Below are 15,179 nucleotides of genomic sequence, written 5' to 3'. Positions count from 1 at the left end.
CCGCCGTTCGCACGGGCGTAGCGTCGACGACGCGCGTGACGACCCTCATCCCTCCGTCACCGCCCGGCAGCCCTTCGGACCCCCGCCCGACGACCACACACCGACGACGGCGTTCCGCGCCGGCAGCGACAAGCACGAGCACGACGACCAGGACCGGCGAACCACGTGAGCTCCTCTTCCTCCACCCGGCGCCTGCCGCACCCCGGGGTGCGGCAGGGGAGCCGTGGCGCTTACCGACTGGTGCGTACCCCGCCTGTCCGGGTGGATCCCCCTCTGCTGGACGCAGCACAGCGGACGGTGGTTGACCACGGGGCCGGCCCGCTGCTCGTCCTCGCAGGCCCGGGCACCGGCAAGACGACCACACTGGTCGAGTCCGTCGCCGCCCGGATCGCCCGCCGCGGCGACCCGGAGCGCATCCTGGTCCTGACGTTCAGCCGCAGGGCCGCCATCGACCTGCGCGACCGGATGGCGCAGCGCACAGGGGCGGCGCACGCCCCGCAGGCCACCACGTTCCACTCCTTCTGCTACGCCCTGCTCCGCGCCCACCAGGACAGCGACCTCTTCGTCGAGCCCCTGAGGCTGCTGTCGGGACCCGAGCAGGACGTGGCCGTGCGGGAGCTGCTGGCCGGCCAGCCCGACCTGGAGCGCCTCGGCCTCGCGCACGTCCGCTGGCCCGACGAACTGCGTGCCTGCCTGACCACGCGGGGCTTCGCCGACGAGGTCCGCGCCGTACTGGCCCGCACCCGCGAACTGGGCCTCGGCCCCCACGCCCTGCGCCGCTTCGCCGAGCGCATCGGCCGCCCCGACTGGCAGGCGGCCTCCGCCTTCCTCGCGGAGTACCTGGACGTCCTGGATCTCCAGGGAGTGATCGACTACGCCGAGCTGGTCCACCGTGCGGTGCTGCTGGCCCGTCGCCCCGAGGTCGCGGAGCGGCTGGCCGCCCGGTACGACGCGGTCTACGTCGACGAGTACCAGGACACCGACGCGGCGCAGGTCCGCCTCCTGAAGGCGCTCGCGGGCCGCGGCCGCACGCTGGTGGCCTTCGGGGACCCCGACCAGTCGATCTACGCGTTCCGCGGCGCCGACGTGGGCGGCATCCTGGACTTCCCGCACGCCTTCCCGCGCAGGGACGGCGCCCCGGCGCCCGTCGAGGTCCTCAGGACGTCCCGCCGCTCCGGCGCCGCCCTCCTGGCCGCGACCCGGATGCTGACCCAGCGCATGCCCCTCACCCGGCTTCCGGCGGAGAAGGTGCGCGCCCACCGCGAGCTCGGCGCGGTGCGCGACGGCGGCCGGATCGAGGTCCTCACCTGCCCCACGGCCGGTGCGGAACTGGACAACATCGCCGACATCCTGCGCCGGGCGCACCTGGAGGACGGCGTCGCGTGGGGCGAGATGGCCGTCCTGGTCCGCGCCGGAACGCGCACGATCCCGATGGTCCGCCGCGCCCTGACGGCCGCCGGAGTCCCTCTGGACATCGACGGCGACGACCTGCCGCTGCGCCACGAACCGGCCGTGACCCCCCTGCTGACGGCACTGCGCGCGGTGGCACGGGCGGAGGTCGCGGGCACGCCCCCCGGGGAGGCCGGGCAGCAGGGCGCCGGGCCCGAAGAGGCGCAGCCGGAGCCCTGGCTCGACACCGAGACCGCCCTCGCCCTCCTCGCCTCCCCGCTGGCCGGCATGGACGCCGCCGACCTGCGCCGCCTGGGCCGTGCGCTGCGCGAGGAGGAGCGGGCAGCGGGCAACCCCGTGCCCCCGCCCTCCGACGAACTGCTCGCCCGGGCACTGGCCGAGCCCGAGCGGCTGGTCGCGCACGACCCGGCCTACGCGCGCGGAGCCCAGCGCCTCGGCGGGCTCCTGAGGAAGGCACGCGAGCGGCTCGCGGGCGGCGGCACGGCCGAGGAGGCCCTGTGGGAGCTGTGGGACGGCACCCCCTGGCCCAGGCGACTGGAGAACTCCTCGCGCCGCGGCGGCGCGGCGGGCCGCAACGCCGACCGCGACCTCGACGCCGTGTGCGCTCTGTTCGCGACCGCCGCACGCGCGGAGGAACGCACCGGCGGCCGGGGCGCCCTGAACTTCCTGGAGGAGATCGAGGCCCAGGACATCGCCGCCGACACGCTCACCCGGCGCGCCGTGCGTCCCGACGCCGTACGCCTGATGACCGCGCACCGCTCCAAGGGACTGCAGTGGCGCCTGGTCGTCGTCGCGGGCGTCCAGGAGGGTCTCTGGCCCGACCTGCGCCGCCGCGGCTCCCTGCTGGAGGCCGACCGCATCGGCCGGGACGGACTCGCCGAACCTCTCACCCCCGGCGCGCTGCTGGCCGAGGAGCGGCGCCTGTTCTACGTCGCCTGCACACGCGCGCGTGAACGTCTCGTCGTCACCGCCGTCAAGGCCCCGGCCGACGACGGCGACCAGCCCTCCCGTTTCCTCACCGAACTCGGTGTCGAGCCCAGGAACGTCACCGGGCGCCCCCGTCGTCCGCTGTCCGTCGCCGCGCTCGTCGCCGAACTACGGGCCACGACCGTCGACCCGCGCGCGTCCGACACCCTCAGGGAGGCCGCCGCCCGCAGGCTCGCCAGGCTCGCCGCGCTCACCGACGACGACGGCCGTCCACTGGTGCCGTCCGCACACCCCTATCGCTGGTGGGGCATGTGGGACCCGACGCGGAGCAAGGTGCCGCTGCGCGATCGCGACCAGCCCGTCGTGCTCTCCGGAAGCGCACTGGACCAGCTCGCCAACACCTGCGCCCTGCAGTGGTTCCTGGGGCGCGAGGTGAAGGCCGACGCGCCGGCGACCGCCGCCCAGGGGTTCGGCAACGTGGTGCACGTGCTCGCCGACGAGGTGGCCTCCGGTCGCACCCCCGCCGACCTGAACGTTCTCCTGGAACGGCTCGACTCGGTGTGGAACGCCCTCGCCTTCGACGCACCGTGGAAGTCCGACCAGGAGAAGGCCAACGCGCGCGTGGCACTCGAACGCTTCCTTCAGTGGCACGTCATGGACCGCACCGGACGCACACCCGTGGCGAGCGAGCACGACTTCGACATCACGCTCGAAGAGGGCGACTACCAGGTGCGCATCCGCGGCTCCATGGACCGTGTCGAGGCGGACGGCGAGGGCCGCGCCTACGTGGTCGACTTCAAGACCGGCAAGCAGGCACCCAGCGCCGCCGAGGTGGCCCGCCATCCGCAGCTCGCCGTCTATCAGCTCGCCGTGCGTGAGGGCGCCGTCGACGAGGCGTTCGGCGGTCTGCGCCCGGAGCCGGGCGGCGCCGAACTCGTCCAGCTGCGGCAGGGCGCCGCTAGGAAGGACGGCGGCGACACCGTGCCCAAGGTGCAGGCCCAGGAGCCGTTGGCGGGGGAGTGGGTCGGTGAACTGCTCGCCACCGCGGCAGGCAAGGTCCTCGACGAACGCTTCTCGCCGACCACCGGGCAGCACTGCACGCACTGCGCGTTCCGCGCCTCGTGCAGCGCGCGGCCGGAGGGCCGCCACGTCGTGGAGTGACGGCACCTGGTGGACCGCCCCTGAGGGCCGTGCCGGTGAGCCCTCCCTGTGATGCACCGCACCACGCGTGCTGACCAGCGCTTCTCCCGGCGCGGCAGGCGAGGTGGCATCCACTGTCGGTGGCCGCCGATAGCCTCTGAGTTGTGCCCGCCCGTATCACCGACCCCGAACAGCTCAAGGAGCTCCTCGGGATCCCGTTCACCCCTGAGCAGACGGCCTGCATCACGGCGCCGCCCGCCCCGCAGGTGATCGTGGCCGGCGCAGGCTCGGGCAAGACCACGGTGATGGCGGCCCGCGTGGTGTGGCTGGTGGGCACGGGTCAGGTCGCCCCGGAGCAGGTCCTCGGCCTGACGTTCACCAACAAGGCCGCCGGTGAACTCGCCGAGCGCGTGCGCAAGGCGCTCGTGAAGGCGGGAGTCACCGACCCGGACGTGATCGACCCCGACCACCCGCCGGGCGAGCCGCTGATCTCCACGTACCACGCCTTCGCGGGCCGCCTGCTGACCGACCACGGCCTGCGCATCGGGCTCGAGCCCACCTCGCGCCTGCTGGCGGACGCCACCCGCTACCAACTCGCCGCGCGTGTGCTGCGCGAGGCGCCCGGCCCCTACCCGGCCCTGACCCGCTCCTTCCCCGACCTCGTCAGCGACCTCCTCACCCTCGACTCCGAACTGTCCGAGCACCTCGTGGAGCCCACACAGGTGCGCGCCCACGACGCCGAACTGCTGCATGCCCTGGAGCGCGTCCGGCTCACCAACGCGGATCTGCGCAAGGTTCCAGAGACGGCGGCGGCCCGCCGTGAACTGGCCGAGCTGGTGAGCCGCTACCGCGTGGCCAAGCGGGAGCGCGACCTCCTCGACTTCGGCGACCAGATCGCCCTATCGGCGGCACTCGGCCGCATCCCCGAGGTCGGCCGCATCCTGCGCGAGGAGTTCCGCGTCGTGCTGCTCGACGAGTACCAGGACACGTCGGTGGCCCAGCGCGTGCTGCTCGCCGGACTGTTCGGCGGCGGCAGCGGACACCCGGTGACCGCCGTGGGCGACCCGTGCCAGGCCATCTACGGCTGGCGCGGCGCGTCCGTCGCCAACCTCGACGACTTCCCCGAGCACTTCCCGCACACGGACGGCCGCCCCGCGGCCCGCCAGGCGCTCAGCGAGAACCGCCGCAGCGGCGGCCGGCTCCTCGACCTGGCCAACGGGCTCGCCGAGCCGCTGCGCGCGATGCACGCGGGCGTGGAGGCACTGCGCCCGGCCCCCGGCGCCGAACACGACGGACAGGTCCGCTGCGCACTGCTGCGCACCCATGCCGAGGAGATCGACTGGATCGCCGACTCCATCGCCCACCTGGTGCGTACCGGCACGGCGCCCGGGGAGGTAGCGGTGCTGTGCCGCACGGCGGCCGACTTCGCGGAGATCCAGGGCGCCCTCGTCGCCCGTGACGTCCCCGTGGAGGTCGTGGGTCTTTCCGGGCTGCTCCACCTGCCCGAGGTGGCCGACCTCGTCGCCGTCTGCGAGGTCCTGCAGGACCCCGGCGCCAACGCCTCCCTGGTCCGTCTGCTCACCGGCCCGCGCTGGCGCATCGGCGCCCGCGACCTCGCGCTCCTGGGCCGGCGCGCCCGGCTGCTCGTGTCGCACGCGCGCGCGGACGCCGACGACGACATGGACCGCCGGCTCGCCGCGGCCGTCGAGGGCGTGGACCCCTCCGAGGTGACCTCGCTCGCGGACGCCCTCGACACCTTTCTCGAGCTGCCGATCGAGGCGGAGCGGGAGGACGACGGCCTCCCCTTCTCGCCCGACGCGCGTGTGCGGTTCGCGCGCCTCGCCGCAGAACTGCGCGAGCTGCGCCGCTCCCTCGCCGATCCGCTGATGGACGTCCTGCACCGGGTCCTCACCGTCACCGGCCTCGAGGTGGAGCTGTCCGCCTCCCCGCACGCGCTGGCCGCCCGCCGCCGCGAGACACTGTCGAACTTCCTGGACGTCGCCGCCTCGTTCGCCGCCAACGACCCCGACGCCTCCCTTCTGGCCTTCCTCGGCTTCCTGCGCACGGCCGCCCAGTACGAGAAGGGCCTCGACAACGCCCTGCCCGGCGGCGAGAACACCGTCAAGGTGCTCACCGCCCACAAGTCCAAGGGCCTGGAGTGGGACGTCGTCGCCGTCCCCGGGCTGGTCACCGGCGCCTTCCCCAGCACCCAGGGACGTGAGAAGTGGACGTCCCAGGGCAAGGTGCTGCCGCACGCCCTGCGCGGCGACGCCGACACGCTGCCCGACGTCGCGACATGGGACTCCCGGGGACTGAAGGCCTTCCACGAGGCCATGAAGGAGCACCAGCACACCGAGGAGCTGCGCCTCGGCTACGTCACCCTCACCCGCCCCCGCTCCCTGCTGCTCGGCTCCGGTCACTGGTGGGGGCCCGCCCAGAAGCGTCCCCGCGGACCCTCGGACTTCCTCCATGCCCTCTACGAGCACTGCGCCGCCGGGTACGGCGAGATCGAGGTCTGGAGCGAGGAGCCCGCCGAGGACGAAGAGAATCCGGCGCTGCACCGGGCCTCCGCCGACCACGCCTGGCCGCTGCCGCTGGACGAGGACGCACTCGCCCGCCGCCGCGCCGCCGCGGAGACGGTGCTCGGCCACCTCGACGCGATCGCCTCGCACGACGGAGCCCACCCCGCGGCAGGCGGCGACCCCGCCGTGTACGACGACCCCGAATGGCCGCCCCCGCCCGACGACGAGGAGGATCTCCGCGGCGACGAACCCTCCCACGAGGACGCACGCCGCTACGACGACCGCCTCCGCGAGGAGCAGGACCCCTACGAACACGTGCCCGACGCCGGCCCCGGTCCGGGGTTTTCCGGAGAAGGCCCCAACGACGGTTTCGCCGACGGCGGCCACGACGGGTATCCCGAAGAAGGGACCGCCGACGGCTTTCCCGGCGAAGGCCCCTACGACGGGTTCCCCGACGGCGACCCCTATGAGGGGTTCCCGGACAGTGGCCTCGACGACGGCTTTCCCCACGATCCCCGGGACGCGGACCCCTCCTACGTGGATTCCCGGACGGTGGACCACCGCGCACACCGGCCGGCCGCCTCCCACGCACGCGCGCCGCACGGCGAGGCCGCCCCGACCGTCCCGCTTCCCCGCCGGCACCCCGTGGAGGACGACAGCGGGCCCACCCCGGAGGAGAGCCGCACCATCGCCTCCTGGGACCGCGACCTGGACGCCCTCACCGGAGAGCTGCTGCGTGCCCGCGCGGCCGTGACCGACGTCACCCTGCCGCAGTCCCTGACCGCGTCGCAGGTGCTGCGCCTGGCCGCCGACCCCGACGGGCTCGCGCAGGAACTGGCGCGCCCCATGCCGCGCCCCCCGCAACCCGCCGCGCGCCGGGGCACCCGATTCCATGCCTGGGTCGAGGCGCGCTTCGAGGAACTGCGATTGCCCATGCTGGAGCCGGAGGAACTGCCCGGCGGGGACGCCGAGATCGCCGACGAACGCGATCTGGAGACCCTCAAGGACGCCTTCGAACGCACCCCCTACGCGCACCGCACCCCGTACCGCGTCGAGTCCCCGTTCCAGCTCGCCATCGCCGGCCGCGTGGTGCGGGGGCGCATCGACGCCGTCTACCGCACGGACGACGGCGACGCGGCGTACGAGATCGTCGACTGGAAGACCGGCCGCGGCCGGACCGGCGACCCGCTCCAGCTCGCCCTGTACCGGCTCGCCTGGGCCGAGCAGCAGGGGGTGCCCCCGGAAGCCGTCAAGGCCGCGTTCCTGTACGTCCGCACAGGGGAGGTCGTACACCCCGAGGGCCTACCCGACCGGGCCGCGCTGGAGCGGCTGCTGCTGGGCGAGCCCTACGCCGAGGAACCGGCGGACGAGGATGCCGGCGCGGGCGGATAGGCTCGTGACCATGAGCGAGACCCCGGACAGTGCCGTCCGCACGTACATCGACGACCACCGTGCCGCCTTCCTCGACGACCTCGTGGAGTGGCTGCGCATCCCGTCGGTGTCCGCCCAGCCCGAGCACGCGGCGGACGTGCGCCGCAGCGCCGAGTGGCTCGCCGCCAAGCTCCTGGAGACCGGATTCCCCACCGCCGAGGTGTGGCCGACCGCAGGTGCTCCCGCCGTCTTCGCCGACTGGCCCGCCGACGACCCCCAGGCGCCCACCGTCCTCGTGTACGGGCACCACGACGTTCAGCCCGCCGCCCGCGAGGACGGCTGGACCGGCGACCCCTTCGAGCCGGAGATCCGCGAGGGCCGCCTCCACGCGCGCGGGGCGGCCGACGACAAGGGGCAGGTGTTCTTCCACACACTCGGCGTCCGCGCCCACCTCGCCGCCACCGGCCGGACCTCCCCGGCGGTCCACCTGAAGCTGCTGATCGAGGGCGAGGAGGAGTCCGGCTCGCCGAACTTCCGTGCCCTCGTCGAGCAGCACGCGGACCGGCTCACGGCCGACGCCGTGATCGTCTCCGACACCGGCATGTGGTCCGCCGACACCCCCACCGTGTGCACGGGCATGCGGGGCCTGGCCGAATGCGAGATCACCCTGCACGGGCCCGAGCAGGACATCCACTCCGGCTCCTTCGGCGGTGCGGTGCCCAACCCGGCCACCGAGGTCGCCCGGCTGGTCGCCGCCCTGCACGACGAGCACGCGCGCGTGGCGATACCCGGCTTCTACGACGGCGTCACCGAGCTCACCGACCGCGAACGCGAACTCTTCGCCGAGCTCCCCTTCGACGAGGACCAGTGGCTGCGGACCGCGAAGTCGACCGCGATCCACGGTGAGGCCGGGCACACCACCCTGGAGCGCATCTGGGCCCGCCCCACCGCCGAGGTCAACGGCATCGGCGGCGGCTACCAGGGCCCCGGCAGCAAGACGATCATCCCGTCCTCGGCGATGGTCAAGCTCTCCTTCCGCCTCGTCGCGGGACAGGACCCCGACCACATCGAGAAGGCCGTCCGGGCCTGGGCCGCCGACCGGGTGCCCGCCGGGATCCGGTACGAGATCACCTTCGGCGCCGCCACCCGCCCCTGCCTGACGCCCCTGGACGACCCCGCCCTGCAGTCCGTCGTACGGGCCATGCGGCGCGCCTTCCAGCAGCCCGTCCGCTTCACCCGCGAGGGCGGCTCCGGACCGGCCGCCGACCTTCAGGAGGTGCTCGGCGCGCCCGTGCTGTTCCTCGGCATCTCCGTCCCCTCCGACGGCTGGCACGCGCCGAACGAGAAGGTCGAACTCGATCTGCTCCTCAAAGGTGCGGAAACCTCCGCATATCTGTGGGGCGAGCTCGGCGAGAGGCGGCACCGTGCGGACTGACGATCTCGCGGGCCGGACGGTCGGCCGACCGTCCCGCGGGGCGCGGCACACTGGAAGGGCCGCCCCGCAGGCACAAGGTCCACCGAACCCGGTCCCCTCCAGCCGTACGTCCCGCTGAACCGCCTGCCGAAACCACCGCTGCACCGGGGGAGTTGGAAGTACCCGTGACCATCTGGACCGACCACACCGCCGACCGACCCATTTCGCTCACCGCACCGAGCGGCATCGACCGCGCCGCCCACCACCGGCTCGACGAGGCGTGGCTCGCCGCGGCGTGGAGCCACCCCACGACGCGCTGCTTCGTCGTCTCCGGCGGCCAGGTCCTCATCGACGAGACGTCCGACGGCCGGACCGAACTCGTCATGACCCCCTCCTTCGAGGCCCCCCTCACCGAGGCCCACCGCTACTTCCTGGGCACCGACGAGGACGGCGTCAGCTACTTCGCGCTCCAGAAGGACGCCCTGCCCGGCCGTATGGACCAGTCCGCGCGCCCCGCGGGCCTGCGCGAAGCCGGCCTGCTGCTGTCCCCGCGCGACGCCGGCCTGATGGTGCACGCCGTCGCCCTGGAGAACTGGCAGCGCATGCACCGCTTCTGCTCGCGCTGCGGCGAACGCACCGTCATCGCGGCCGCCGGTCACATCCGCCGCTGCCCGGCCTGCGGCGCCGAGCACTACCCCCGCACCGACCCCGCAGTGATCATGGCCGTCATCGACGACGAGGACCGGATCCTGCTCGGCCGCCAGGTCCACTGGCCCGAGGGCCGCTTCTCCACCCTGGCTGGCTTCGTGGAGCCCGGCGAGTCCATCGAGCAGTCCGTGCGCCGCGAGGTCTTCGAGGAAGCGGCCGTCTCCATCGGCCAGGTCGAGTACGTCGCCAGCCAGCCCTGGCCCTTCCCGTCCAGCCTGATGCTCGGCTTCCTCGCCCGCGCCACCTCCACCGACATCGAGGTCGACGGCGACGAGATCCACGAGGCGCGCTGGTTCTCCCGCGAGGAACTGCGCGCCGCCTTCGAGTCCGGCGAGGTCCTGCCCCCGTACGGCATCTCCATCGCCGCACGCCTGATCGAACTGTGGTACGGCAAGCCCCTGCCGACCAGGAGCGTCTGACCTCGGGGCGTACACCGTGAGCGACCCGTACTGGAACCACGACGTCCACTACCACCGCGCCGTGCTCACCGCCCTGCCGCAGGGCTGCCGGGCGGCACTGGACGTCGGCTGCGGAGACGGGCTGCTCGCCCGCAAGCTCGCGGACCGGGCCGGATCCGTGACGGGTGTGGACCGCTCGCTCGACATGATCCGACTCGCCCGGCAGAAGACGCCCCCGAACGTCACCTTCGTGGAGGGGGACTACCTCGACACGGCCGCACTGCCGGCGGGCGCGTACGACTTCGTCAGCGCGATCGCCGTCGTCCACCACACCGTCTTCGAGGACGCCGTGGCGGCCCTCGGGCTGCTGACCCCCGGCGGACGACTGATGATCGTCGGCCTGGCGTACGACCGGACGTTCACGGACTGGGTGATCAGCGGGTGCGGTGTGCCCGCGAGCAGGCTCCGCGCACTGCTCAAAGGGGGGAAGCGCGGCCCGGCCGCAATGCCCCTCGAGGACCCGAACATGCACTGGACCCAGATCCGCGAGGCCGCGTCCCACCTGCTGCCGGGATGCAGCTTCCGCCGCCGGCTCCTGCGGCGCTACACGCTGGTGTGGGACAAACCGCGAAGAGGCGGCCCCTGAGGATCCCGGGGACCGCCTCCTGCCAAGCCGCAACCGCGAAGCGGTCAAGCGCCGATCTTCTGCTTGACCTGCGCGAGCGACGGGTTCGTGAGGGTCGAACCATCCGCGAACAGCACGGTCGGGACCGTCTGGTTTCCGCCGTTCGCCTTCTCCACGAACGCCGCGGACTCCGGGTCCTGCTCGATGTTGATCTCGTTGTACGTGATGCCCTCACGGTCCATCTGGCTCTTCAGCCGACGGCAGTAGCCACACCACGAAGTGCTGTACATCGTCACAGTGCCCGGCATGTCTGTCGCGCTCCTCTACGGCTCGGTGTGCATGGTCGCAGTGAAGGCAACGTATGTGAACCTTCCACCATTCCCGCCACCCGGCGCGCACACCCCCGTCCCCACGGTGACGAAGAGCGGCCGCGGCGAGCGATGACACCCACCATGGTGAGGAGCGTTGACACCAGGTGAGCGAGCGGCGGTGTGCGCTGCGGTGAGCGACCGCGACTGCCCCAGCGAGCGCCTGCGTCAGCTGCGGCGAACGGCCCCGCCCGTCACATCGACGACCGGCTCTGCTGCCGCACTAATACGACTGAATGTGCCTGCCTGTGGACAACCGCCGCACCCGTCTCCGCCGACCTGGCAGCATGGCGGGGTGACAGCAGCAACGCACTCCACCCTCTTCCCGCAGGTTCCGGACTCGGCCGACGCGGTGCTCGACGGGCTCGACCCCGAGCAGCGCGAAGTGGCGACCGCCCTGCGCGGCCCGGTGTGCGTACTGGCAGGCGCAGGCACCGGCAAGACCCGCGCCATCACCCACCGCATCGCCTACGGAGTCCGCTCCGGCATGCTCCAGCCCTCCAGCGTGCTCGCCGTCACCTTCACCAACCGCGCCGCGGGCGAGATGCGCGGCCGCCTGCGCCAGCTCGGCGCCACCGGCGTCCAGGCCCGCACCTTCCACTCCGCCGCCCTGCGCCAGCTCCAGTACTTCTGGCCGAAAGCCGTAGGCGGAGGCATCCCCAAGATCGTCGACCGCAAGATCCAGATCGTCGCCGACGCGGCCGCCGCCTGCCGCATCCGCCTCGACCGCAACGAACTGCGTGACGCGGCCGCCGAAATCGAATGGGCCAAGGTCACCCAGACCGTCCCCGCCGACTACGCCGCCGCTGCCGCCAAGACGGGCCGCGAAGCCCCCCGCGACCCCGCCGAGATCGCCCAGCTCTACGCCGCATACGAAGACCTCAAGCGCGACCGCGCCGTCATCGACTTCGAGGACGTCCTCCTGCTCACCGTCGGCATCCTCCAGGACCGGCACGACATCGCCGACGAGGTCCGCGCCCAGTACCAGCACTTCGTCGTCGACGAATACCAGGACGTCAGCCCGCTCCAGCAGCGCCTGCTGGAACTCTGGCTCGGCGACCGCGACAGCCTGTGCGTCGTCGGCGACGCCAGCCAGACCATCTACTCCTTCACCGGAGCCACCCCCGACCACCTCCTCGACTTCCGCATCCGCCACCCCGGAGCCACCGTCGTCAAGCTCGTCCGCGACTACCGCTCCTCACCCCAGGTCGTCCACCTCGCCAACGGCCTCCTCGCCCAGGCCCGAGGCCGCGCGGCCGACCACCGACTCGAACTGATCTCCCAGCGCGCCGCAGGCCCCGACCCCGTCTACACCGAATACGCCGACGAGCCCGCCGAAGCCGAAGGCGCCGCCCGCCGCATCCGCGACCTGCTCGCCACCGGCGTACCACCGGCGGAGATCGCGATCCTCTTCCGCACCAATTCCCAGTCCGAGACCTACGAACAGGCCCTCGCGGACGCCGGAATCCCCTACCAGCTCCGCGGCGCCGAACGGTTCTTCGACCGCCCAGAGGTGCGCAAAGCGGGCATCGCCCTGCGCGGCGCCGCCCGCTTCGGCACCAACGACACCCTCCTCGACGACGCCGTGGACCTCCCCTCCCAAGTGCGCGCCGTCCTCTCCGGGGAAGGCTGGACATCCACACCCCCCGCGGGTTCGGGAGCCGTCAGGGAACGATGGGAATCCCTGGCCGCACTCGTGAACCTCGCCCAGGACTTCGCCGCCGCCAAAGCGGGCGCCACCCTCGCCGACCTCGTGGCGGAACTGGACGAGCGGGCAGGTGCCCAGCACGCCCCGACCGTGCAGGGCGTCACCCTCGCTTCCCTGCACTCGGCCAAGGGCCTGGAATGGGACGCCGTCTTTGTCGTCGGCGTCGCCGAAGGCATGATGCCGATCACCTACGCCCGTACGGACGAACAGGTCGAAGAGGAACGCCGCCTCCTCTACGTCGGCGTCACCCGCGCCAGAGAACACCTCCACCTCTCCTGGGCCCTGTCCCGGTCACCCGGCGGCCGGCCCAACCGACGGCCCAGCCGCTTCCTCGACGGACTGCGCCCCGGCTCCTCCGGCACCGCCGGACGCGCGGCCACCGGCGGCCTCGGAGGCGTCGAACGCGGCTTCAGTACCGCCGGCTCCACCCCCGCCCCGCGCCGCACCAACCGGACCCCGGCCCGCTGCCGGGTCTGCGGACGCACCCTGTCCGACGCCGGCGAGATGAAACTGATGCGGTGCGACGACTGCCCCTCCGACATGGACGAGGGTCTCTACGAGCGGCTGCGCACATGGCGGGCGGTACAGGCACAGCGCAGCGGTCAGCCCGCGTTCTGCGTCTTCACCGACCGGACCCTCGTCGCCATCGCCGAAACCGTCCCCGGCGACCCGGGTGAACTGGCGCGCGTCCCAGGGGTCGGAGCCCGCAAGCTCAACCGCTATGGGGCAGATGTCCTGGCTCTCTGCGCGGGCCGCGACCTCGCGGAAGAGGACAACGACGGCTGAGACGAACTCGTCGAAAAAATAGTTTGCGCATGCCCCAGCAATCCCCATAGGTTCTAAACCACGGGAGCGGCGGCCTTCTCGGAGGCCCTGATTCCGTGTTGTACTTACCTACCTATCCGTCGGACCGGCAGACGCCGGCCCCCCGAGGCGCCGAGAGGAGGCGATTGAAGTGATCAGCATTCAGACCAGTTCTGTCAGCACTGCCAAAGTGACCGATCCCTCGGTCGTCTCCACGTGCATGCTCGGCGCCTTCGACCTGGGCACCGGTCTGTCCGGCATTCGTGCCGTGCGTCCGGCGTCCTCCCCGTCTCTCGCGGGCCTGCCCGTGCGAGAGCGCAATGAGCGACCGACCAAGGCACTGGAAGCAGTAGCGGCACAGGCACAGGCCTATGCCTTCGCGGCGGCCGGTGCCGGATTCCGGAAGCAGACGCAGCACCACCTGATGTGGGCCTTCCGTGGGCCAGAACCCTGGAGTGATCCAGCCTGATCGCCGATCAGGCCGGCGCCTTCAGGGCCGCGGAACCCCACCCGGGATCCGCGGCCCTTCTGTTTTCCCCGAACGGGGACGGCAGAGCGAAGGGGCCTCGGGACAAGAAAGAACCCGGTACCAAGCCGACACCCGGCCCAACAGGGCCGGAACGACCAGACGAGGAAAACCAGCCGTGCAACTCGAAGCGCACGCCCCGTCCGTACCGCCTTCGGAAACGATCCCCCCGCCCGGCCTCACGGAGGACTCCACCTTGACCCCGCTCACTGCGCTCACCGCGCTCGACGACGCCATCGAGAACCTCGGCGTACCCGTCCCCTGCCGCTCCTACGACCCGGAGGTCTTCTTCGCCGAGTCGCCGGCCGACGTCGAGTACGCCAAGTCCCTCTGCCGCACCTGCCCGCTGATCGAGGCCTGCCTCGCCGGCGCAAAGGAGCGGCGTGAGCCCTGGGGCGTCTGGGGCGGCGAACTGTTCGTCCAGGGTGTCGTCGTCGCCCGGAAGCGGCCGCGTGGCCGCCCGCGGAAGAACCCGGTCACGGCATGAACACCACCGGAACGATCGATCGCCCCCTCACGCACGACCCCAAGAAGCAGGCCCCGATGAAGCAGTCCGTCAGCGAGCCCACCGGCTCCGCGATTCCAGACTTCACCACCAGTGGTGCGGACAACGCCTCGCGCCAGAACAGGACCCGAGAGATGCAACTCATTCCAGAAGCCCTGGCTCGTGCGCATATGCACGAGCGACTGCATGAGGCCGAGCGGGAACGCCAGGCCGTGCGCCTGGCGATGGCCCGCCGGATGCAGCGCCGGGCCGAGCGCGCCTCCATGCGCGCCCGCCGTGCGCTCGCCATGGCCGTCATGCACTAGCTCCGACGTTCTCCGTCGGCATGCGGTAGACCGACGCTCACCGTCGGCACCCGGAAAGTCTCGCGGGGGCCGGTCCGAAGGGACCGGCCCCCGCGGTGCGTTGTCTGCGCCGAAGGAGCCCGGCGGCGATATCGTCACAAGGGTGACGAGTCTTCCCGGGGACAGTGACAACAGCGGCTCCGCACGGCGGCCGGACACCGCACGGACGCAGTACCCCGTGTGTGCCCGATGCGGCACCCGGGCCGACGGCCCCCGGCTCACCTGGACCTGCTCCGTGGAGAACGGCGTCCGTCAGTACTTCTGCGACAACTGCGCCCGGGACAACATCAGGGCGATCGAGGGGCGGCTGGACTCGGCCTGGTGGTAGGGCGCTTCTTGTGGGGGCCTCCCCCCCCCCCCCCCCCCCCCCCCCCCCCCCCCCACCCCCGGGCCCCCCACTACCCCCCCC

The 15,179-nt window shown here is 72.6% G+C and carries 11 protein-coding genes; 10 read left to right on the top strand and 1 reads right to left on the bottom strand.

What is annotated here, in order from left to right:
* Positions 1-165: 165 nt before the first annotated feature.
* The 5 genes from ADL25_RS15585 (at position 166) to ADL25_RS15565 (ending at position 10,536) form a co-directional block, all read left to right on the top strand.
* The gene (locus ADL25_RS15585) at positions 166-3,498 is read left to right on the top strand and encodes an ATP-dependent helicase (RefSeq protein WP_079050377.1); all 3,333 of its coding nucleotides are present in this window, start codon (positions 166-168) and stop codon (positions 3,496-3,498) included.
* Between the two features lie 143 nt (positions 3,499-3,641).
* Complete coding sequence (locus ADL25_RS15580; RefSeq protein WP_059128325.1) at positions 3,642-7,391, top strand: ATP-dependent helicase; 3,750 nt, start codon at positions 3,642-3,644, stop codon at positions 7,389-7,391.
* Positions 7,392-7,401: 10 nt separating this feature from the next.
* Complete coding sequence (locus tag ADL25_RS15575; protein ID WP_059128425.1) at positions 7,402-8,805, top strand: dipeptidase; 1,404 nt, start codon at positions 7,402-7,404, stop codon at positions 8,803-8,805.
* A 152-nt stretch (positions 8,806-8,957) separates the two neighbouring features.
* Positions 8,958-9,911: an NAD(+) diphosphatase gene (gene nudC / locus ADL25_RS15570; protein WP_181923154.1), complete on the top strand. Its 954-nt coding sequence runs from the start codon at positions 8,958-8,960 to the stop codon at positions 9,909-9,911.
* Between the two features lie 16 nt (positions 9,912-9,927).
* Entirely contained in the window at positions 9,928-10,536 is a 609-nt protein-coding gene (locus tag ADL25_RS15565; RefSeq protein WP_059128323.1) for a class I SAM-dependent methyltransferase, read from the top strand.
* Between the two features lie 44 nt (positions 10,537-10,580).
* On the opposite strand, the gene ADL25_RS15560 is transcribed toward ADL25_RS15565, so the two are convergent.
* Positions 10,581-10,823, bottom strand: coding sequence for a mycoredoxin (locus ADL25_RS15560; RefSeq protein ID WP_059128322.1), 243 nt, complete (start codon positions 10,821-10,823; stop codon positions 10,581-10,583).
* Positions 10,824-11,121: 298 nt separating this feature from the next.
* Here ADL25_RS15560 and ADL25_RS15555 point away from each other — a divergent pair, with 298 nt between their 5' ends.
* The 5 genes from ADL25_RS15555 (at position 11,122) to ADL25_RS15535 (ending at position 15,098) form a co-directional block, all read left to right on the top strand.
* Entirely contained in the window at positions 11,122-13,377 is a 2,256-nt protein-coding gene (locus ADL25_RS15555) for an ATP-dependent DNA helicase UvrD2 (RefSeq protein ID WP_324614050.1), read from the top strand.
* A gap of 169 nt (positions 13,378-13,546) precedes the next feature.
* Positions 13,547-13,864 carry a hypothetical protein gene (locus ADL25_RS15550; RefSeq protein WP_059128321.1) on the top strand — a complete coding sequence of 106 codons (318 nt, stop codon included), beginning with the start codon at positions 13,547-13,549 and terminating at the stop codon, positions 13,862-13,864.
* A 175-nt stretch (positions 13,865-14,039) separates the two neighbouring features.
* Positions 14,040-14,408, top strand: a complete 369-nt coding sequence (locus ADL25_RS15545) for a WhiB family transcriptional regulator (protein WP_019072119.1) — start codon at positions 14,040-14,042, stop codon at positions 14,406-14,408.
* Complete coding sequence (locus ADL25_RS15540; protein WP_059128320.1) at positions 14,405-14,731, top strand: hypothetical protein; 327 nt, start codon at positions 14,405-14,407, stop codon at positions 14,729-14,731. The genes ADL25_RS15545 and ADL25_RS15540 overlap by 4 nt, the downstream gene beginning before the upstream one ends.
* 142 nt (positions 14,732-14,873) lie before the next feature.
* A complete protein-coding gene (locus ADL25_RS15535) occupies positions 14,874-15,098 on the top strand; it encodes a hypothetical protein (RefSeq protein WP_059128319.1) in 225 nt (74 codons plus the stop codon).
* The last annotated feature ends 81 nt before the right edge of the window (positions 15,099-15,179 follow it).

Source organism: Streptomyces sp. NRRL F-5122 (assembly GCF_001507435.1).
Taxonomy (GTDB): Bacteria; Actinomycetota; Actinomycetes; order Streptomycetales; family Streptomycetaceae; genus Streptomyces; species Streptomyces lannensis.
Note: the sequence above shows the minus strand (reverse complement) of the source record. Positions and strands in the feature narration are given on the sequence as shown.